Source organism: Aestuarium zhoushanense (assembly GCF_056431045.1).
The window spans coordinates 254,804-274,604 of the sequence record NZ_JBWKMA010000022.1 but is presented as its reverse complement, the minus strand read 5'-3'; the positions used below and the strand labels follow the sequence as shown (position 1 = coordinate 274,604).

The window sequence follows — 19,801 nt, the reverse complement described above, 5'->3', positions numbered from 1 at the left end:
CCCTGACGGCTTTTGACTGATCGTGCAAGTGGTCAGAAGGAATCCGCCGATTCAGCTTATTTTGCTGGCCTTTTTAGAGGGCTCTGATTAATATCAACGTCAGATCCGGCAAACGGACGATGTAGAGGCAGATAGCGGTAAGAGTTCCATGACAGAGATGGTCTATGGATCGATTCCGGTGCAAACCGGCGATCCCATCCTCCCACGGTGGTGGCGTACGATTGATAAATGGACGCTGTCCTGCGTTCTGGCCTTGTTTGCCATTGGGCTGTTGCTGGGGCTTGCGGCCTCTCCGCCGCTTGCTGAACGCAACGATAAAGAGCCGTTTTATTACGTGATCAAACAGGCGCAATTCGGCGGCCTTGCGATGATCGTGATGTTCGTGACCTCAATGATGACGCCGAAATTGGTGCGCCGTCTGGCGACTTTGGGTTTTATCGCGGCGTTCGTTGCTGTGCTGGCTCTGCCGTTTATCGGGACCGACTTTGGCAAGGGCGCGGTGCGCTGGTTGTCGCTGGGCGGCCTGTCGGTGCAGCCGTCCGAGTTCCTGAAACCTGGGTTTATTGTGGTTGCGGCTTGGCTGATGTCTGCGAGCCAAGATATCGGTGGCCCTCCGGGTAAACTCTATTCCTTTATTCTCACCGCAGCGATCGTTTTGATCCTCGCGCTGCAGCCTGACTTTGGTCAGGCGTCGTTGGTGCTCTTTGGCTGGTGCGTGATTTATTTCGTAGCTGGTGCGCCGATGCTGCTGTTGGTGGGCGTGGCTGGGATGACGACCCTTGCGGGGTCCTTTGCCTATATGAACTCCGAACACTTTGCGCGTCGTATCGACGGGTTCCTGAACCCCGAGGTCGATCCGCGCACGCAGCTGGGTTACGCGACCAACGCGATCCGTGAGGGTGGCCTGTTCGGCGTCGGTGTCGGCGAAGGTCAGGTCAAGATGAGCCTGCCTGACGCGCATACCGACTTTATCATCGCGGTTGCCGCCGAAGAATACGGTCTGGTGCTGGTTCTGCTGGTGGTAGCACTTTATGCGGCTGTGGTGATCCGTTCGCTGCACCGTCTGTCCAAAGAGCGTGATCCGTTCATTCGTTTGGCGGGCACGGGTCTTGCCTGCATGTTCTCGGTTCAGGCGATGATCAACATGGGTGTTGCGGTGCGTCTGCTCCCAGCCAAGGGGATGACGCTTCCGTTCGTGTCCTATGGCGGGTCGTCGGTGATTGCATCGGGCATTGTGATGGGGATGCTTTTGGCATTCACGCGGTCGCGACCGCAGGGCCAAATTGGTGATATCTTTAGCCGTCGGGGGCGATAATGGCTAAACCTTTACTCGTAATCGCTGCGGGGGGGACTGGGGGGCATATGTTCCCAGCCCAAGCCCTCGCCGAAGCGATGCTGGCCAAAGGCTGGCGAGTTCAACTAACGACCGATGCGCGGGGCGCGCGTTATGCGGGCGGTTTCCCTGATGCGGTCGAGGTGATCGAACTGGGCAGTGCGACCTTTGCGCGTGGCGGTGCTGCGGCTAAAGCGCTCGTGCCGTTCAAAATCGCGGGCGGTGTTCTGTCGGCCCTATTCCGTATGTTGCGGGATAAACCTGCGATGGTTGTTGGCTTTGGCGGCTATCCGTCGATCCCTGCGATGGCGGCTGCGATGGTCTTGCGCCGTCCGCGCATGATCCACGAACAAAACGGTGTCTTGGGGCGTGTGAACACGGTCTTTGCGAAGCGCGTGACCAAGATCGCGTGCGGCACATGGCCGACCACTTTGCCTGAGGGCGTGCATGGCGAACACACGGGCAACCCCGTGCGCGGTGCGGTCCTTGCGCGGGCAGGGGCGGGATACATCGCGCCAGGCGATTACCCGATGTCCATTCTTGTGATCGGTGGCAGTCAGGGCGCGCGCATTCTGTCTGATGCGGTTCCTGCAGCGATTGCAGCGCTCCCCGATGCCATCCGCCGTTTCGTACGTGTGTCCCATCAGGCCCGTCCCGAAGATATGGAGCGTGTTCAGTCGGCTTATGCCCAATCTGGAATCAAGGCCGACGTGCAACCGTTCTTTACCGATATTCCCGAACGCATGGCCGAAGCGCAGCTGGTCATCAGCCGTTCTGGAGCGTCCTCTGTTGCGGATATTTCCGTCATCGGACGCCCCGCGATCCTGATCCCCTTTGCGGCGGCGACAGCTGACCACCAGACCGCCAATGCGCGAGGTCTGTCTGATGCGGGGGCGGCGATCTTGATGCCTGAATCTCAGGTCTCGGCAGAGAGCCTCTCGGCTCAGATCGAACTCATTCTGTCGAATGCGCAAGGTGCCGCGCAAATGGCGGCGGCGGCCTTGTCATGCGGCTTGCCGGATGCGACAGAGCGCTTGGTGACGCTGGTCGAAGAACTGGCGGTTAAATAATAAGAAAGACGAACGATATGAACTCTGCAACCAAACTGCCCATCGATGTTGGTGCCATCCATTTTGTCGGGATTGGCGGCATCGGTATGTCTGGCATCGCCGAAGTTTTGGTGAACTTTGGCTACACGGTGCAGGGGTCGGACGCAAAAACGTCAAAGATCACAGATCGTCTGGCAGGCATGGGTGCGACCATTTTCGAAGGTCAGGCCGCCGAAAACCTCAAAGACGCGCAGGTCGTTGTGATTTCCTCGGCGATCAAACCGGGTAACCCTGAATTGGACGAAGCCCGCCGTCGTGGCCTGCCGATTGTGCGCCGCGCGGAAATGCTGGCCGAATTGATGCGTCTGAAATCGAACGTCGCTGTTGCGGGTACGCACGGTAAAACGACCACCACCACGATGGTGTCGGCGCTGTTGGATCACGGTAATTTTGACCCGACTGTTGTGAATGGCGGGATCATTCACGCATACGGGTCGAACGCGCGTGTGGGCGAAGGCGAATGGATGGTGGTCGAGGCGGATGAATCCGACGGCACTTTTAACCGCCTGCCTGCAACGATCGCGATTGTGACCAACATCGACCCAGAGCATATGGAGCACTGGGGCAGCATCGAAAACCTACGCAAAGGGTTTTACGATTTCGTCTCGAACATCCCGTTTTATGGTGTGGCTGTGTGCTGCACCGATCACCCCGAGGTTCAGTCTCTCGTCGGTAAAATCACTGACCGCCGCGTGATCACCTATGGCTTTAACACGCAGGCCGATGTCCGTGCGATCAACCTGCATTACAAAGCAGGCGTTGCGCATTTTGATGTGGCGCTTCAGGTCGAGGACGACGTGATCGAAGGCTGCACCTTGCCGATGCCGGGGGATCACAACGTATCGAACGCGCTGTCTGCGGTCGCAGTTGCACGTCACCTCGGCATGAAAAAGGACGAAATCCGCGAGGCACTGGCCAAGTTTGGCGGCGTGAACCGTCGCTTTACCAAGGTGGGTGAAGTCCTCGGTGGCGTGACCATCATTGACGACTACGGCCACCACCCTGTCGAAATTGCCGCCGTGCTCAAGGCCGCGCGTCAGGCTTGTGATGGCCGCGTGATCGCTGTTCACCAGCCACACCGCTACAGCCGTCTGTCGTCGCTGTTCGAGGATTTCTGCTCTTGTTTCAATGAGGCCGATGTCGTCGCCATCGCTGAGGTTTACGCCGCAGGCGAACAGCCGATCGAAGGCGCGAGCCGTGATGACCTCGTCGCTGGTTTGATCCGTCACGGTCACCGTCATGCGCGCGCCCTGATCTCTGAAGAAGATCTGGAACGTCTGGTTCGTGAACAGGCGCGTCCCGGTGATATGGTTGTCTGCCTCGGGGCAGGGACGATCAGCACTTGGGCGAATAACCTGCCCGAGCGGATGAAGGCGTGACGCTCAACGCGTCGGTCATAGCGATTTGCATTTGGCTCTTTGCGGCCAATCTCGCGGCGCTGTTGCCGAGCAAAGATAACCACTGGTCGCGGGCCTATTTCCTGATCGCGACTGGTGCCCCCATTTTGGTTTGGGTCTTTTTCGAAAACGGGGTGCTGATTGGTTTGGTCGCGCTGGCGGCCTCTGGATCGGTGCTTCGTTGGCCATTGTATTATGCTTGGCGCTGGGTCCTGCGGCTTGGCAGTCGTGTGTTGAATAGGTAAACCGCGCGTATGACGCTTGATTTTGATCTCCCCCCTGTGCGCGGCACACTCACCGAAAACCGTTCGCTGGCAGAGCTGACGTGGATGCGCGTGGGCGGTCCTGCGGATGTGTTGTTCCAGCCTGCCGATGCCGATGATCTGGCCGAGTTTCTGGCGGCTCTTGACCCAATGGTGCCTGTCTTTGCGATGGGTGTCGGGTCGAACCTGATCGTGCGCGACGGCGGTATTCGGGGCATTGTGATCCGTTTGGGTCGTGGGTTCAACGGGATTGAGTTTGACGGGACAGAGGTCCGCGCGGGTGCTGCGGCTCTTGATGCCCATGTCGCACGTCGTGCGGCGGAAAACGGGGTTAACCTGACCTTCTTGCGCACCATTCCGGGGTCCATTGGTGGCGCTGTTCGGATGAATGCGGGCTGTTACGGCGAATACGTGAGCGATTATTTGCGCAGCGTGGATGTGATCCATCGGGACGGTCGCCGCGAAACGCTGCCTGCCGAGGCGCTGAACCTGCGCTACCGTCAGTCCGATCTGGCCGAGGGTGCGGTGATCGTTGGTGCGGTGTTCGACGGCGTTGCGGGTGATCCAGATGCGCTATCGGCAAAGATGGACGCACAGCTACAGAAACGCGACGAAACCCAACCCACAAAGGACAGAACCGCTGGGTCGACCTTTCGAAATCCTGTCGGTTATTCATCAACAGGGCAGGCGGATGACAGCCACGACCTGAAAGCGTGGAAGGTGATTGACGATGCGGGAATGCGTGGTGCGACCCGTGGTGGCGCGATCATGAACGTCAAACATTCCAATTTCTTGACCAACGCGGGCGGGGCGACGGCTGCCGATCTCGAAGGATTGGGCGAGGACGTGCGGAAAAAGGTTTACGATTCCAGTGGAATAACGCTAGAATGGGAAATCATGAGGGTCGGAGAGCCGGCCTCTGATTTCCAAGACTAAATTACAGGCAGTTCGACACCCGAAAACGGGGCGGACATTTTGAAAACAGACGTGTCGCAAAGACACGCAGGTGAGGCAGAGGGAATGTCGGGCAGGACAAACCCAAAAGTGGCTGTGTTGATGGGTGGACCGTCGGCTGAACGTGAGGTGTCCCTCTCGTCCGGCAAAGAGTGTGTCGCCGCGCTACAGGCTGCTGGGTTCCAGACAATCGCGATTGATGCGGGCGCCGATTTGGCGGCACGCCTTGATGCGGAACGTCCTGACGTCGTGTTCAATGCTCTGCATGGTCGTTGGGGCGAGGACGGTTGCGTCCAAGGTCTGCTCGAGTGGCTGCGCATCCCTTACACCCATTCTGGCGTGTTGGCCTCTGCCCTCGCGATGGACAAAGAGAAGACCAAGGCGGCTTATCGTGCGGCTGGTTTGCCTGTTGTGGAAAGCATCCTCGCGACCAAGGCTGAGGTGGCGTCGCGCCACGTGATGCCTGCGCCTTATGTCGTGAAACCCTATAACGAAGGCTCCTCTGTCGGGGTTTATATCGTCCAAGAAGGTGCGAACACACCGCCTGACCTGTCCGACGATATGCCTGACGTTCTGATGGTCGAAGCCTTTGTTCCCGGTCGTGAATTGACCACGGCAGTGATGGGGGATCGGGCGCTTGGCGTGACCGACATTATCACTGACGGCTGGTATGATTACACCGCGAAATATACGACGGGCGGATCGCGCCATGTGATCCCCGCCGATATCCCTGCAGAGATTTATGAGGCCTGCCTCGATTACGCTGTTCGGGCGCATCAGGCGCTTGGCTGTCGTGGGTTGTCGCGTACGGATTTTCGTTGGGATGAGGCACGTGGTCTGGACGGTCTGATCCTACTTGAGACGAATACCCAACCGGGGATGACGCCTACGTCGCTTGCGCCTGAACAGGCTGCGCATGCTGGCGTTGATTTCCCGTCGCTCTGCAAATGGCTGGTGGAGGACGCAACATGCGACCGCTAATCGGCCAACGCGAACCCCACGGCATGCGCCACGATCCGTCACCCTCCAAGTGGCAGTATCGCTATGAGCGCTGGATGCTCACGCCGATCTATCGCCGTCTGATCCGCACGGGCCTGCCTGTGCTAATGGTTTCAGCTCTGGTCGGGATTTACGTGATGGACGGGGATCGTCGTCAGGCGATCTCTGACGGTTACAACGACATGGTGCGCAGTTTTCAGCAGCGGCCTGAGTTTATGCTCTCGGCCATGGCGGTTGATGGCGTGGATACTGAGACCGCGACTGCGATCCGCAGCGTGCTGAACTACAATTTCCCTGTGTCCTCGTTTGACCTCGACCTCGAAGAGGGGCGTCGTCGCGTTGAAGAGGTGGCCGTGGTGGAGCGTGCGACCCTGCGGATTAAACCAGGCGGAATTCTTCAAGTGCTCGTCACGCCGCGCGTGCCTGTCGCGATGTGGCGTCAAGGTGAGGCGCTGCACCTCGTGGATGCGAGCGGGCGCGTGATTGCTGATGTGCAATCGCGCGGTGATCGCGCTGAATTGCCGTTGATCGCTGGCGATGGGGCCAAGGATGCCCTGACCGAGGCGATGTCGATATTTGCAGCCGCTGGCCCTGTGGCCCCGCGGGTGCGTGGTTTGGTGCGGATGGGCGAACGCCGCTGGGATGTGGTTTTGGATCGGGATCAGCGCATTTTGCTGCCCGAAACCGATGCAGTTACATCCTTTGAGCGGGTCGTTGTGATGAGCCAGACCCAAGATCTACTCGAACGCGATGTCGCTGTTGTCGACATGCGGAACAAAGACCGACCGACCTTGCGGTTGGGAGAAAGCGGCGCTGCTGAAATGCGCCGAATAAATGCAGACGTATCAGGGGCCGGTAACTAATGAAGCAGCTTTATGAAACCCAACGTGCAATGCGCAACATGCGTAAGGCCGCTCTCCAACGGGGATTGATCGCTATTCTTGACGTCGGCACCTCCAAAGTGGCGTGTCTCGTTCTGCGGTTCGATGGTCCAGAACGTAGCCGTGGTGAAGACGGTGTGGGTTCTCTCGCTGGTCAGTCGTCGTTCCGTGTGATCGGCGCCGCGACCACCCGTTCGCGCGGCGTTCGCTTTGGTGAAGTGGACGCGATGCAGGAAACCGAACGCGCCATTCGCACGGCTGTTCAGGCCGCGCAAAAGATGGCTGGCGTCCGTGTGGACCACGTGATCGCTTGTCTGTCGGGTGCGCGTCCACGGTCCTATGGCCTTGCGGGCGACGTGAATGTGAACGGTGAGGTCGTTTCGGGCGAAGATATCGGTCGCGTTCTAGCCGCTTGCGATATGCCCGATCTGGGCGAGGGGCGCGAGGTGCTTCACGCGCAGCCGATCAACTTTAACCTCGATCATCGCACTGGGATGTCTGATCCGCGTGGTCATGCGGGCAACGTGCTGTCTACCGATATGCACCTCCTGTCGGTCGATGCCGCAGCGATGCAGAACCTGTTCCAGTGCATCCGCCGCTGTGACCTCGAACTCGCTGGTATTGCGTCGTCGGCCTATGTGTCGGGGATTTCGTCGCTGGTTGAGGACGAACAAGAACTCGGTGCCGCCTGTATTGATATGGGCGGCGGATCGACTGGCGTGTCGATCTTTATGAAGAAACACATGATCTATGCTGACAGCGTCCGCATGGGCGGGGATCACGTGACCCAAGATATCTCTATGGGCCTGCAGGTTCCTCACGCCATCGCTGAACGGATTAAGACATTCTACGGCGGCGTTGTGGCGACTGGCATGGACGACCGCGAGCAGATCGAAATCGGCGGTGATACGGGCGATTGGGAACGTGATCGTCGCACCGTTAGCCGAGCCGAACTGATCGGCATTATGCGCCCGCGTGTTGAGGAAATCCTCGAAGAAGCCCGTGCGCGCCTCGATGCGGCTGGGTTCGAATATCTGCCGAGCCAGCAGATCGTTCTGACTGGGGGCGCAAGCCAAATTCCAGGTCTGGACGGGCTGGCGAGCCGTATCCTTGGTCAGCAAGTGCGCCTTGGTCGTCCGCTCCGTGTTCAAGGCCTTCCTCAGGCCGCGACGGGCCCTGCATTTGCAGCGGCAGTTGGCCTGACGTTGTTCGCGGCTCACCCGCAAGATGAATGGTGGGATTTCGAAGTTCCGACCGAGAGCTACCCGTCCCGTTCGCTCAAACGCGCGGTGAAATGGTTCAAGGACAACTGGTAATACGCAAGATTTCGCCGATTCATCCAAATCAAGCGATTTTGCCCACTAAACCCGCAATATTTTGCGGGTTTTCTGCGTTTTTCCCGTGACGTTGCGATTCTGACACGCTAGACTGTGGATTAATCAGTTGAAGAGTGCCCGGTTTGGGACGGGCCCCAAAACATACAGGCGGACAGAGTATGGCATTGAACCTTTCCATGCCCGGGCAAGAAGAGCTCAAGCCCCGGATTACCGTATTTGGCGTTGGCGGTGCAGGCGGCAATGCGGTCAATAACATGATCGAAAAAGAACTTGAGGGTGTGGAGTTCGTTGTTGCGAACACCGACGCGCAAGCTCTGCAACAGTCGAAATCGGCATCGAAGATCCAGATGGGTCTGAAAGTCACCGAAGGTCTGGGCGCTGGTGCTCGTCCGTCGGTTGGCTCTGCTGCGGCTGAAGAAAGCATCGAGCAGATCGTTGACCATCTGGCTGGCGCACACATGTGCTTTATCACCGCTGGTATGGGCGGTGGCACTGGCACGGGCGCGGCACCGATCATCGCGCAGGCAGCTCGTGAGCTGGGCGTTCTGACCGTTGGCGTCGTGACCAAGCCGTTCCAGTTCGAAGGCGGCAAGCGCATGAAACAAGCGGAAGCAGGCGTCGAAGCTCTGCAGAAGGTTGTTGATACGCTGATCATCATTCCGAACCAGAACCTGTTCCGTCTGGCGACCGAAAAAACCACCTTTACCGAAGCCTTCGCAATGGCTGACGACGTGCTGTATCAGGGCGTTAAAGGTGTGACTGACCTGATGGTTCGTCCGGGCCTGATCAACCTCGACTTTGCTGACGTTCGTTCTGTGATGGACGAAATGGGCAAGGCAATGATGGGCACTGGTGAAGCAACTGGCGAAAACCGCGCAATCGACGCGGCAGAGCAGGCGATTGCGAACCCGCTTCTCGACGAAATCAGCCTCGAAGGCGCACGTGGTGTTCTGATCAACATCACTGGCGGCTACGACCTGACCCTCTTCGAACTCGACGAAGCTGCGAACAAAATCCGCGAGAAAGTCGATCCCGACGCAAACATCATCGTTGGTTCGACCCTCGATCCGAACATGGACGGCGCAATGCGCGTGTCCGTGGTTGCGACAGGCATCGACGCATCTGTCGGCCAAGTTGAAGCACCGCTTCCGCGCCGTAGCATGTCGGCTCCGCTGACACAGACCGTATCGGCTGAAATGCCTGCGGCTGAACCAGCTCCTGCACCTGTTGCAGAGACCGCTGCTGACGACCGCACTTTGTTTGACGATGCGTTCGAAGCAGATACCGCACAAGACGACGGTTTTGACGGTTTTGAACCGCAAGTCGAAGACGACCTTCCGCCGCCGGCTTACCAGCCGCGTCCGGAAACCCAGTTCGCTCCGGCTGAGGCATTCGTTGCGCCGCGCGCACCTGCGCCAGGCACACCGTCGCCAGAGGCACTTGCACGTCTCGAAGCAGCCGTTCGTAAGCCGTCCGCCCCTGCAGCGCCTGCCGCTCCGGCACCTGCTGCCGAAGCAGAGGCTCCGCGTCGTGGGTTCGGGATCAACAACCTGATCAACCGCATGACCGGCCACTCGGACGCAGAGCCTGCACAGCCCGCTCCGTCCCGCGCACAGCCGCAGGTTCACGCGGTCCGCGAAGAGGCAAAAGCAGCCGATCCAGAGCAAGAACGGATCGAGATTCCTGCGTTCCTGCGCCGTCAAGCGAACTAACAAACTGACATAATTCAGTGAAAAGGCCGTCCATTGGGCGGCCTTTTTCTTTGTTTAACAATAACTTAACAAAACTGTTTCATATGTTTCAGTCCGTTGCAAAGAGTGAGTTGAGGGTTCTCAGTACCCGTCTTAAATGAGTGTCAGTAACAAAAGGGCGCATTTACGTGCAGACCACACTGAACACTGATCTGACATTTGATGGCGTTGGATTGCATTCTGGCAAACCAGCGAGGCTTGTCTTGCGTCCTGCTCCTGCGGGCCATGGTATCGTGTTTCGCCGTGTGGACCTTGCGTCTGATCGCGATATGCCCGCCCTGTGGGATCACGTGATTCAAGAGCCGCTGAACACCCGTCTGACCAATGACGCAGGGACCAGCGTTTCGACCATTGAACATCTTATGGCGGCCCTGTCGGGCACGGGCGTTCACAACGTTCTGTGTGAAATCGACGGCCCTGAGGTTCCGATCCTCGATGGTAGCGCGGCACAGTTTGTGCGTGCGATTGTCACGGCTGGCCTGCACCGTTTGGGTGCTCCGCTCCGCGCTATTGAAGTGCTGGACGTGATCGAAGTGCAGAACGGCGACGCGATTGCGCGTCTGTCGCCTGCGACATCGCTCCAGATGGATTTCGAAATTGAATTCCCCGATGCGGCAATTGGCCAACAGCAAAAGACGCTGAATATGGCCAATGGTGCCTTTGTGCGTGAGTTGTGCGACAGCCGCACCTTCTGCCGTATGCGTGATGTCGATGCGATGCACGCGGCTGGTCTTGCGCTGGGTGGCACGCTGGAAAACGCTGTAGTGGTTGAAGGAAGCGATATCCTCAGCCCCGGTGGTCTGCGTCACAAAGACGAAGCTGTGCGTCACAAGATGCTGGACGCCTTGGGTGATTTGTATACGGCAGGGGCACCGATCCTTGGTCGGTATTCGGGCCACCGTGCGGGCCATGCCCTGACCAACAAACTGTTGCGTGCCATGTTTGAACGTCCTGATGCTTGGCGTTGGGTCACCTGCGATGCCTCTATCGCCGCTCGTCTGCCAGGCGTGGGTGTAAATATCGCTGATCTGAGCCGGGTCGCCTGAGTGTGACTGCGACAAGTGGCAAAAGGCATTTTGCCCTGCATTTTTCTATGCTAGACCAAGACGAAACACGATCGACGCAGCCCGTCGATCGACTGATCGAGCAATGAAAATTGGGGGCGTTCATGTTAAGCCGTAGTCGGGCCACAAAAGCACGAACCATCCTGTCTGTCGCGTTCCTGTCTGTCGCCACGTTGACGGCCTGTAATTCCTTTGACCCCAAAGTCGAAGGGGCGCTTGAGCAATTTTCTGCCGAAGAGATTTATCAGCGCGGCGAATACGAACTCGAACGCGGTCGCGAGTCTGATGCCGCGTTCTATTTCGGTGAGATCGAACGCCTTTATCCCTATTCCGAATGGGCCAAACGTGCGCTGATCATGCAGGCCTTCGCCTATCACCGTGACAAAGATTACGAAAACAGCCGTGCTGCGGCACAGCGGTTCTTGAACTTCTACCCGGCGGACGGTGACGCGGCCTATGCGCAGTATCTGCTGGCCTTGTCCTACTACGATCAGATCGACGAAGTGGGTCGCGATCAGGGTCTCACGTTCCAAGCACTTCAAGCACTGCGGGCGGTGATCGAAAACTATCCTGACAGCGAATATGCGCGTTCGGCGATTTTGAAGTTTGATTTGGCCTTTGATCACCTCGCGGCCAAAGAAATGGAAATCGGGCGCTTCTATCTGAAGCGGGGCCATTATCAGGCCGCTGCGAACCGTTTCCGCGTCGTGGTCGAGTCGTTCCAGACCACCAGCCACACACCAGAAGCGCTGCACCGTTTGGTGGAATGTTACCTGTCGCTCGGCCTTGTTGAAGAGGCGCAGACCGCAGGGGCCATCCTTGGTCATAATTTCCAATCGACCGAATGGTATGCGGATAGCTACAAACTGTTGACCGAAGGCGGGCTTGAGCCGTCCTTGATTGGGGATAGCTGGCTGGCGGCGGTCTATCGCCAGATGATCCGTGGCGAATGGCTCTAAGGGGAGGCGGGGGAAACCCTGCTGGACGCTGACACAATGCTGCGCGGTTTAGACATCCGAGATATGCTGATCATTGATCGGTTGGAGCTAGAGTTCCAACCGGGTCTCAACGTGCTCACGGGTGAAACGGGCGCGGGTAAATCGATCCTACTGGATTCCCTTGGTTTTGTGCTGGGCTGGCGCGGTCGTGCCGACCTCGTGCGGCAGGGGGCAGAGCAGGGCGAGGTTGTTGCCGTGTTCGACCTTCCGTCGGGCCATGCGGCTGAGGCGGTTCTGAAAGAAGCTGGGATCGAGGCGGATGGGGAACTTATACTGCGTCGCATCAACACCGCTGACGGGCGCAAGACCGCGTGGGTCAATGATCGTCGGGTGAGCGGCGAGGTCCTGCGCCAACTCTCTGACACGCTGATCGAACTGCATGGCCAGCACGATGACCGTGGACTACTTAATCCGCGTGGGCATCGGTTGCTCTTGGACGATTTTGCGCAGGTGTCCGATCTGATCGACGCGACCCGCGCGGCATGGCGTGGATTGGCGCAATCACGCAAGGCGCTGGTCGTGGCAGAGGCCAAGATCGCAGAGACCCGCGCCGAAGAAGAATTTTTGCGCCATGCGGTGGGGGAGTTGGATAAACTCGACCCGCAACCCGGTGAAGAGGCGACCTTGGACGGCAAACGCCGTTTGATGCAGGCAGCAGAAAAGATCCGCAACGATATCTCTCAGGCCTTTAACGCGCTGTCCTATGAAGGCGCTGAGGGGCTGATGTCGAATGCGGCACGGTGGCTCGGCGATGCGGCGGATAAGGCCGAAGGTCGTCTGGATGCCCCGTTGTCGGCCTTATCGCGGGCGATGGATGAATTGGGTGAAGCGCAGCGCGGGATCGAAGAATGCCTCGACTCGCTCGACTTTAACCCTGCCGATCTCGAACTGACCGAAGAGCGTTTGTTCGCGATCCGTGGTTTGGCGCGGAAATATGCGGTCCTGCCAGATGATCTGTCTGCTCATGCGGATGGTCTGCGGGCAAAGCTGGACTTGCTGGACGGAGGGGAACGCGACCTCGCGGCGTTGCAGGTCGCAGTGAAGGCGGCAGAGCAAACCTATGATGCGGCAGCCAGCGCATTGACCGCAGCGCGGGTTGAGGCGGCTTCTCGCCTCGACGCGGCGATGGCGGCAGAACTGGCCCCGTTGAAAATGGAACGGGCGGTTTTCAAAACCGATGTTGTGGCTGGCGAAGAAGGCCCCGAAGGGCGCGATGACGTGGCCTTTACCGTGGCGACGAACCCTGGTGCGCCCTCTGGACCGCTCAACAAAATCGCGTCTGGCGGCGAATTGAGCCGCTTCCTCTTGGCGCTGAAGGTCTGTTTGTCGGCAGCGACGACGGGCATCACGATGATCTTTGACGAAATTGACCGTGGTGTTGGCGGCGCGACCGCCGATGCGGTTGGTCGTCGATTGGCAGGGCTCGCATCGGCGGGGCAGGTGCTGGTCGTGACCCACTCGCCGCAAGTGGCAGCACTGGGCGGGCACCATTGGCGGGTTGAGAAACGTCAAACCGATACGCAGACGCTGTCGACGGTGGTGCCGCTGGATGCAGACGAACGCGTGGATGAAATCGCGCGGATGATCTCTGGTGATCGCATCACCGAGGAAGCCCGTGCCGCGGCACGCGCGTTGCTCACCGCCTAAGAAAAACGGGCCACCCGAAGGTGACCCGCGACCGTTCTATAGAAAACCCGTCAGCCACTCACAGACATCCGGTTCAAAAACTTAGCGCCAGAAGGCATATGCTTAGGTATAAAAACTATGCCTAACGTATAGTTGAATTGTGACGCTTTGTTAACCCTTTTCTGGAACGAACGTGCTAATTTAACGATGACGTTGCGGAAACTTTGGGAATTACGGGGCTAAATCCCTGAAATGACGCGACGATGCTTGGTCCATTTGACGAACTGTCCTACACAGAAATCAAACGAACCAGTGGGCTAGCGATGTCGACGAAGACGACTCAGCACGTGAAATCCGCCAGCGGCGCAGTTGCCAAAGCCTTGGCCGACACCTTGCGCACCATTCGCACCAAAGGGCCGAGCGAGATTCAGTTCTGGTTCATCGCTTTGATGATCGGGATTGGCGGTGGCCTTATCGCGATGGGGTTCCGGCTGGGGATCGAGAGCCTTCAGTCCTTTGTGTATCAAACCAATCAGGTGGCGCGACTGCATCGGTCTGCGGCAATGCTCGACTGGTATTGGATCGTTTTGATCCCCGTGTGTGGTGGCCTGATTGTTGGCCTGATCCTTGATCGGTTTACCCCCGATGGGCGCGTGCGGGCTGTGGCAGATGTGATCGAAGGGGCTGCACTGCGGGACGGACGGGTTGAAAAACGCGAAGGTCTGGCCTCTGCCGCGGCGAGTTTTGTAACCTTGGCGACGGGTGGTTCGTCTGGGCGCGAAGGACCTGTTGTCCACCTCGTTGGTGTTTTGGCGACATATGTGAGCGGGTTGATCAAGGCGGACGGCGTGACGGGTCGTGACCTATTGGGCTGTGCCGTGGCTGCGGGCGTCTCTGCGAGCTTTAACGCGCCGATTGCAGGGGCACTCTTTGCGCTCGAAGTGGTCCTGCGCCATTTTGCGATGCGGGCCTTTGCACCGATTGTGATTGCCTCTGTCGCGGGCACGGTGGTTAGTCGGATGATCCACGGCGATGTGACGGAGTATTTCCTGCCGACCACAACGGCCCTTCGGTTCTACGTCGAATTGCCTGCGTTTATCCTCTTGGGCCTTCTCAGCGGCGTTCTTGCCATTGTTCTGATGCGGTCGATCTTTTGGGCGGATACCATCGGAACAGCGGTTCAAACAAAGCTGCGTATCCCACGTGCCCTTCGCCCTGCGATCGCGGGTGGGCTGCTCGGGGTCATTGCGCTTTGGTTCCCACATATTATCGGTGTCGGCTATGGGATCACGTCAGACGCGCTCTCTGGGCGGTTGCTGTTTTGGCAAGCCGTCGTCTTTGCCGCGGTCAAAGTCATAGCTGTCGCCATCACGATGGGCGGACGGATGGGCGGCGGTGTCTTTTCACCCGCGTTGGTTGTTGGATCGCTCGCTGGGTTGGCGTTTGGCATGGTGGCAACGGGGCTTTTGCCTGACTATTCGGGAACGGCGGCGCTTTATGCGCTTGCAGGGATGGGGGCTGTTGCGGCGGCGGTTTTGGGCGCGCCGATCTCAACCACGTTGATCGTGTTTGAACTAACGGGCGACTGGCAAACGGGGCTGGCGGTGATGGTCGCTGTCTCCATGTCGACGGCCGTTTCGTCGCGGTTTATCGCGGGGTCGTTCTTTCTCACCCAGTTGGAGCGTCGGGGCGTTCGGATTGCGGCTGGCCCACAGGCATATCTGTTGTCCACCTTTGATGTGGCGACAGTGATGCGGTCGATGGATCACCCGCGCGGCGCGTCGCTTGAGGACTGCGAGGCGCTCATTCAACGCGGGATCTATGTGGCGCATGATGCCACGCTCGACCGTGCGATGCCCCTGTTTGAAAACAGCGGGGAATCCTTTGTTCCAGTGGTTCGACAAAAGAAAGACGCCCCAGCAGAGGTGCGGGGCGCCTTGTTCCATGTCGATGCCTTGCGTGCGTTTAACCGTGCCCTTGCCGCTGTCTCAGCCGAAGAGCACGCCTAGGTTAAACCTGCTCTACCGCGACTTTGCTGGTGTAGAAGGCAAGGTAATCTTTGATCTGCGACACCGCGTCAGACGGGTTTTCATAAGACCAAACTGCGTCTTTGATTGGGCCGCTTTTGGCGACGATGGTGAAATAACGTGCGTCGCCTTTGTGCGGGCAATGCGAGGTCGTGTCGGATTCATCCAAAAACGCCATCGCGATGTCCGAACGCGGGAAATAGATCACGGGCGCCATATCGCCTTCGATCAGCTCCAGTGCGTCAGAGCTTTCGCCCAGAACAGCACCGCCAGCGCGAACGACCCAAGTGCCCCCAGCGGGACGAATAGTGATGTGGTCGGCCATTGTGGCCCCTCCCTTGTGTGTCTTTCAGTTGCCTGTTGATACAGGCCGCATGTTACGATTTGGCGTCAGAGCGGCGCACACGCCTGCTCGAGCCAGTGTTTGGCCGCAGCATCCAGATTTGCCCCCACCTTGTCCAGCACGGTCGCATGGTAACTGTCGATCCACGACACTTCGTCGCGGGACAGCAAGGTGAGGTCTATAAGCCGACGATCAAGGGGCACCCATGTCAGCGTCTCAAACGAGAGATGATTGCGGTGCGAGTCTCCTCCGGCAATTGGCGGTGCGGGTTGAACAACGATCAGGTTTTCAATCCGAATGCCAAAGGCCTTGGCACGGTAGTAGCCGGGTTCATTCGACAATACCATCCCGGGTCGCAAAGGAATGTCCGAAACACGGCTAAGACGTTGCGGCCCTTCGTGAACGCAGAGGTATGATCCGACGCCGTGACCCGTCCCGTGGTCGAAATCGAGCCCCGCTGTCCACAGCGGGAACCGCGCGAGGGAATCGAGATGCGCACCCGTGACCCCATCCGGGAACCGCGCGCGGCTGATCGCGATCATGCCTTGGAGGACGCGGGTATAGCAGGCGCGTTCCTCTGCGCCGACAGTTCCAATCGCGATGGTACGGGTGATGTCGGTCGTGCCGTCCTGATACTGCCCACCCGAATCGAGGACGAGAAGATCGCCGTCCTGAAGCTGGCGGTTGGTGTCATGGGTCACGCGGTAGTGGATGACGGCGCCGTTCGGACCGCTGCCTGCGATGGTATCAAAAGAGATATCCCGCAGTGCGCCAGTCTCCGCCCTGAACTGTTCCAGCTGAGTGACAACGTCGATTTCGGTGACGTGCCCCGCCTCGTCCAGCCAATGCAGGAAGCGGCACATAGCGACCGCATCACGGAGGTGCGCTGTTCGGGCCCCCGCGATCTCGGTCGGGTTTTTGCAGGCCTTGGGCAGAACGCAGGGATCGCGCCCCTCAACAGGGTTGGCGAGGGTTTCGCCGATGATCTGCGGGCACGTCGTTGGGTCAATTAGCACCATGCCATTGAGCGACCGTAGGGTAGGGACAAAGGCGTCCTCGCCGTGAACCGTCACCTCGGCCCCTAGGTGGTCCAAGATCGCATCAGTTTTGCCCGCGCGGGCAAAGAGGTCTACGCGACCGTCCGCATAGAGAATGGCAAAGCACTGCGGCACGGGATTGCGCGGGATATCGGCGCCACGAATATTCAAGAGCCACGCGATAGAGTCGGGCAGGGTCAGGACTGCCGCAGCTTGTCCATTCTCCCGAAGGCCTTTGGCAAGGCGGGCCCGTTTGTCGCCGTGGCTTTCCCCTGCGAGGTCATCGGGCTGCACAAAGAACGGTGCGGCAGGCGGGGCAGGGCGGTCGGTCCAAATCTGATCGACCAGATTGGCGCAGGCGACCATGTTCGCCTGTTCGCGCAGCCCTTTAACCTCGCTGATCGTATGTAGCCACGGATCAAAGCCGATGGTCCGATCCTCTGCGTGGTCTTCCAGCCAGTCACCGAGTTTAACCTCGGGCCAATCAACGGGCGTGAACACATCCGCAGCCTGTTCGCGCACCTGCAGGCGGTAACGGCCATCGACAAAGAGGCCGGCTCGATCCGCTAGGACAGCACAAAAACCCGCCGACCCCGTAAAGCCAGTCAGCCACGCTAGACGTTCGTCACAAGCCGCAACGTATTCACCCTGATGCGCATCGGCGCGGGGGACGAGGAACCCGTCCACCCCTGCGGCCGCCATTTGGACACGCAGTTTCGATAGCCTCTCGGGCCCCGCTTTCCCTGAAAACGCAGTCTCAAAGGTCTGGAACATTGCCGCCCCTTTTCATTTTAATACAGGTGGTTAGCCCGCCTTGCGGATGCCTGCGAACCGTGCGCGTGCCCGAGGGTCAGAGTCAAACAGGCTCGCCAACTGTTCGGTCATCGCACCCGCCAACTGATCCGCATCGGTGATGGTCACAGCGCGGTCGTAATACCGCGTCACGTCGTGGCCAATGCCGATTGCCATCAGTTCGACCGCCTTGCGCTTTTCGATCATGGCGATCACGTCACGCAGGTGTTTTTCGAGGTAGTTGGCAGGGTTCACCGACAATGTGCTGTCATCAACGGGCGCACCATCGGAAATCACCATGAGGATTTTGCGCTGTTCGCGACGAGCCATCATACGGCGGTGCGCCCATTCCAGCGCCTCCCCGTCGATGTTCTCTTTCAAGAGACCCTCTTTCATCATCAGACCAAGGTTCGCACGGGTTCGACGCATCGGGGCGTCCGCGGATTTATAGACGATGTGGCGCAGATCGTTCAGACGACCAGGCTGCAATGGGCGACCCTCGGCTAGCCATTTTTCGCGGCTCTGCCCGCCTTTCCACGCTTTGGTGGTAAAGCCCAGAACCTCGACCTTGACCGCGCAGCGTTCCAGCGTGCGGGCCAAAACGTCCGCACAGATCGCCGCGATAGAGATCGGGCGCCCGCGCATCGAGCCAGAGTTGTCGAGCAAGAGCGTCACGACAGTATCGCGGAAATCGGTGTCTTTTTCCCATTTGAACGACAGCGGCGTGGTCGGGTTTGCGACCACACGAGCAAGGCGGCCTGCGTCGAGGATGCCTTCCTCTTTGTCGAACTCCCATGACCGGTTCTGCTGTGCCTGAAGGCGGCGTTGCAGTTTGTTCGCAAGGCGAGACACAGCGCCCTTGAGCGGCTCTAGCTGCTGGTCGAGGTAAGCGCGGAGGCGTTCAAGCTCAGCGGGTTCAGCCAATTCCTCGGCACCGATTTCTTCGTCGAATTCGGTTTTGTAGACGGTGTAGTTCGGATCAGCGTCCGAGATTGGCGCAGGCGGCGGAGGATCGAGCGGGGCCTCGCCCTCTGGCATCTCGGTCTCTTCGTCGAATTCGGAATCAGCCATGTCGTCGGCGCTGACTTGCGCCTGTTGCTGGTCCTGCTGCTGGTCTTGGGACTGTTCGGGGCTGGCTTCGGTTTCGTCCTCTTGACCATCGTCTTGGCCATCGGATTCAGGGTTATCCTCAACCTCGTCCTGTTCTGCGGTTTCGTCGTTCTGATCATCCTCAACATCTGGATCGTCGCCGAGCTGATCTCCGTAGCCGAGATCCTCAATGATCTTACGTGCAAATTTCGCAAAGGCGCGTTGATCGCTGAGCGTATCCTCTAGCGATTCAAGCGTCTCGCCTGCCTGATCCTCAATAAATCCGCGCCACAGTTCCATCACGTTGTTCGCACCCTTAGGCAGGGGACGACCCGTGGCGAGGTGGCGGATCAGGTAGCCAGCGGCCACGGACAATGGCGCATCGGTGGAAGAACTGATCTGGTCATAGCCCTTACGGGTTGCCTCGGTCGCGATCTTTGCGTCGATGTTCGACGCTGTGCCGGGCATGTAGCGGGCACCGACGGCCTCGACCCGAGCGGATTCCATCGCATCGTAGATCTCTTTCGCCAACTGCCCTTGGGGAGCGTAGCGGGCTGCAACGGCGGAGTCGTGGAATTTGTGACGCAGCGCCAGCGCATCCGCCGTTCCGCGTGCGAGCAAAACCTCGTCGCGGGTCATGCGACGGCTGACCTGAGGAAGGCGCACAGAATCCTTGGTCAGACCCGGAGGGTCCACCGAATAGGTCACCGACAGATCGGCGTCATCGGCCATAACCTTGGTCGCTTCGGCCAATGCCTTTTTAAACGGATCGGCGGGGTTATCGGAGGGTTTCATGCGGGC

The 19,801-nt window shown here is 58.9% G+C and carries 16 protein-coding genes; 13 read left to right on the top strand and 3 right to left on the bottom strand.

The window, feature by feature from the left end; all coding sequences use genetic code 11:
• Positions 1 to 148: 148 nt before the first annotated feature.
• From ftsW to AC07ED_RS08745, 13 genes are all read left to right on the top strand, one after another.
• On the top strand, positions 149 to 1,315 hold the full coding sequence (ftsW, locus tag AC07ED_RS08805) for a putative lipid II flippase FtsW (RefSeq protein WP_105235458.1): 1,167 nt from the start codon (positions 149 to 151) through the stop codon (positions 1,313 to 1,315).
• Positions 1,315 to 2,403, top strand: a complete 1,089-nt coding sequence (locus AC07ED_RS08800) for a UDP-N-acetylglucosamine--N-acetylmuramyl-(pentapeptide) pyrophosphoryl-undecaprenol N-acetylglucosamine transferase (protein ID WP_105235457.1) — start codon at positions 1,315 to 1,317, stop codon at positions 2,401 to 2,403. The genes ftsW and AC07ED_RS08800 overlap by 1 nt, the downstream gene beginning before the upstream one ends.
• A gap of 17 nt (positions 2,404 to 2,420) precedes the next feature.
• Positions 2,421 to 3,821: a UDP-N-acetylmuramate--L-alanine ligase gene (gene murC, locus AC07ED_RS08795; RefSeq protein WP_105235456.1), complete on the top strand. Its 1,401-nt coding sequence runs from the start codon at positions 2,421 to 2,423 to the stop codon at positions 3,819 to 3,821.
• Positions 3,818 to 4,084 (top strand): DUF2484 family protein, encoded by a 267-nt coding sequence (locus AC07ED_RS08790; RefSeq protein ID WP_105235455.1) that lies wholly within the window; start codon positions 3,818 to 3,820, stop codon positions 4,082 to 4,084. Before murC ends, AC07ED_RS08790 begins: the two co-directional genes overlap by 4 nt.
• Positions 4,085 to 4,093: 9 nt before the next feature.
• A complete protein-coding gene (gene murB, locus AC07ED_RS08785; RefSeq protein WP_105235454.1) occupies positions 4,094 to 5,038 on the top strand; it encodes a UDP-N-acetylmuramate dehydrogenase in 945 nt (314 codons plus the stop codon).
• 84 nt (positions 5,039 to 5,122) lie between these two features.
• Positions 5,123 to 6,037, top strand: coding sequence for a D-alanine--D-alanine ligase (locus AC07ED_RS08780; RefSeq protein WP_211096446.1), 915 nt, complete (start codon positions 5,123 to 5,125; stop codon positions 6,035 to 6,037).
• Positions 6,025 to 6,918: a cell division protein FtsQ/DivIB gene (locus AC07ED_RS08775; protein WP_105235453.1), complete on the top strand. Its 894-nt coding sequence runs from the start codon at positions 6,025 to 6,027 to the stop codon at positions 6,916 to 6,918. Before AC07ED_RS08780 ends, AC07ED_RS08775 begins: the two co-directional genes overlap by 13 nt.
• Positions 6,918 to 8,252 carry a cell division protein FtsA gene (gene ftsA, locus AC07ED_RS08770; protein WP_105235452.1) on the top strand — a complete coding sequence of 445 codons (1,335 nt, stop codon included), beginning with the start codon at positions 6,918 to 6,920 and terminating at the stop codon, positions 8,250 to 8,252. The genes AC07ED_RS08775 and ftsA overlap by 1 nt, the downstream gene beginning before the upstream one ends.
• 179 nt (positions 8,253 to 8,431) lie before the next feature.
• The gene (gene ftsZ, locus AC07ED_RS08765) at positions 8,432 to 9,985 is read left to right on the top strand and encodes a cell division protein FtsZ (RefSeq protein ID WP_105235451.1); all 1,554 of its coding nucleotides are present in this window, start codon (positions 8,432 to 8,434) and stop codon (positions 9,983 to 9,985) included.
• A gap of 167 nt (positions 9,986 to 10,152) precedes the next feature.
• The gene (gene lpxC, locus AC07ED_RS08760) at positions 10,153 to 11,070 is read left to right on the top strand and encodes a UDP-3-O-acyl-N-acetylglucosamine deacetylase (RefSeq protein WP_105235450.1); all 918 of its coding nucleotides are present in this window, start codon (positions 10,153 to 10,155) and stop codon (positions 11,068 to 11,070) included.
• A 122-nt stretch (positions 11,071 to 11,192) separates the two neighbouring features.
• Positions 11,193 to 12,047: an outer membrane protein assembly factor BamD gene (locus tag AC07ED_RS08755; protein ID WP_067549405.1), complete on the top strand. Its 855-nt coding sequence runs from the start codon at positions 11,193 to 11,195 to the stop codon at positions 12,045 to 12,047.
• A 36-nt stretch (positions 12,048 to 12,083) separates the two neighbouring features.
• Positions 12,084 to 13,733 carry a DNA repair protein RecN gene (recN, locus tag AC07ED_RS08750; RefSeq protein WP_105235449.1) on the top strand — a complete coding sequence of 550 codons (1,650 nt, stop codon included), beginning with the start codon at positions 12,084 to 12,086 and terminating at the stop codon, positions 13,731 to 13,733.
• Positions 13,734 to 14,035: 302 nt separating this feature from the next.
• Positions 14,036 to 15,721 (top strand): chloride channel protein, encoded by a 1,686-nt coding sequence (locus tag AC07ED_RS08745; protein WP_105236370.1) that lies wholly within the window; start codon positions 14,036 to 14,038, stop codon positions 15,719 to 15,721.
• A gap of 1 nt (position 15,722) precedes the next feature.
• Here the strand turns inward: AC07ED_RS08745 and AC07ED_RS08740 are convergent, their stop codons facing one another.
• The 3 genes from AC07ED_RS08740 to cobT form a co-directional block, all read right to left on the bottom strand.
• Positions 15,723 to 16,064, bottom strand: a complete 342-nt coding sequence (locus tag AC07ED_RS08740) for a DUF427 domain-containing protein (protein ID WP_105235448.1) — start codon at positions 16,062 to 16,064, stop codon at positions 15,723 to 15,725.
• 65 nt (positions 16,065 to 16,129) lie between these two features.
• Positions 16,130 to 17,893 carry an aminopeptidase P family protein gene (locus AC07ED_RS08735; RefSeq protein ID WP_105235447.1) on the bottom strand — a complete coding sequence of 588 codons (1,764 nt, stop codon included), beginning with the start codon at positions 17,891 to 17,893 and terminating at the stop codon, positions 16,130 to 16,132.
• 30 nt (positions 17,894 to 17,923) lie between these two features.
• On the bottom strand, positions 17,924 to 19,795 hold the full coding sequence (gene cobT / locus AC07ED_RS08730) for a cobaltochelatase subunit CobT (protein ID WP_105235446.1): 1,872 nt from the start codon (positions 19,793 to 19,795) through the stop codon (positions 17,924 to 17,926).
• Positions 19,796 to 19,801: the final 6 nt, after the last annotated feature.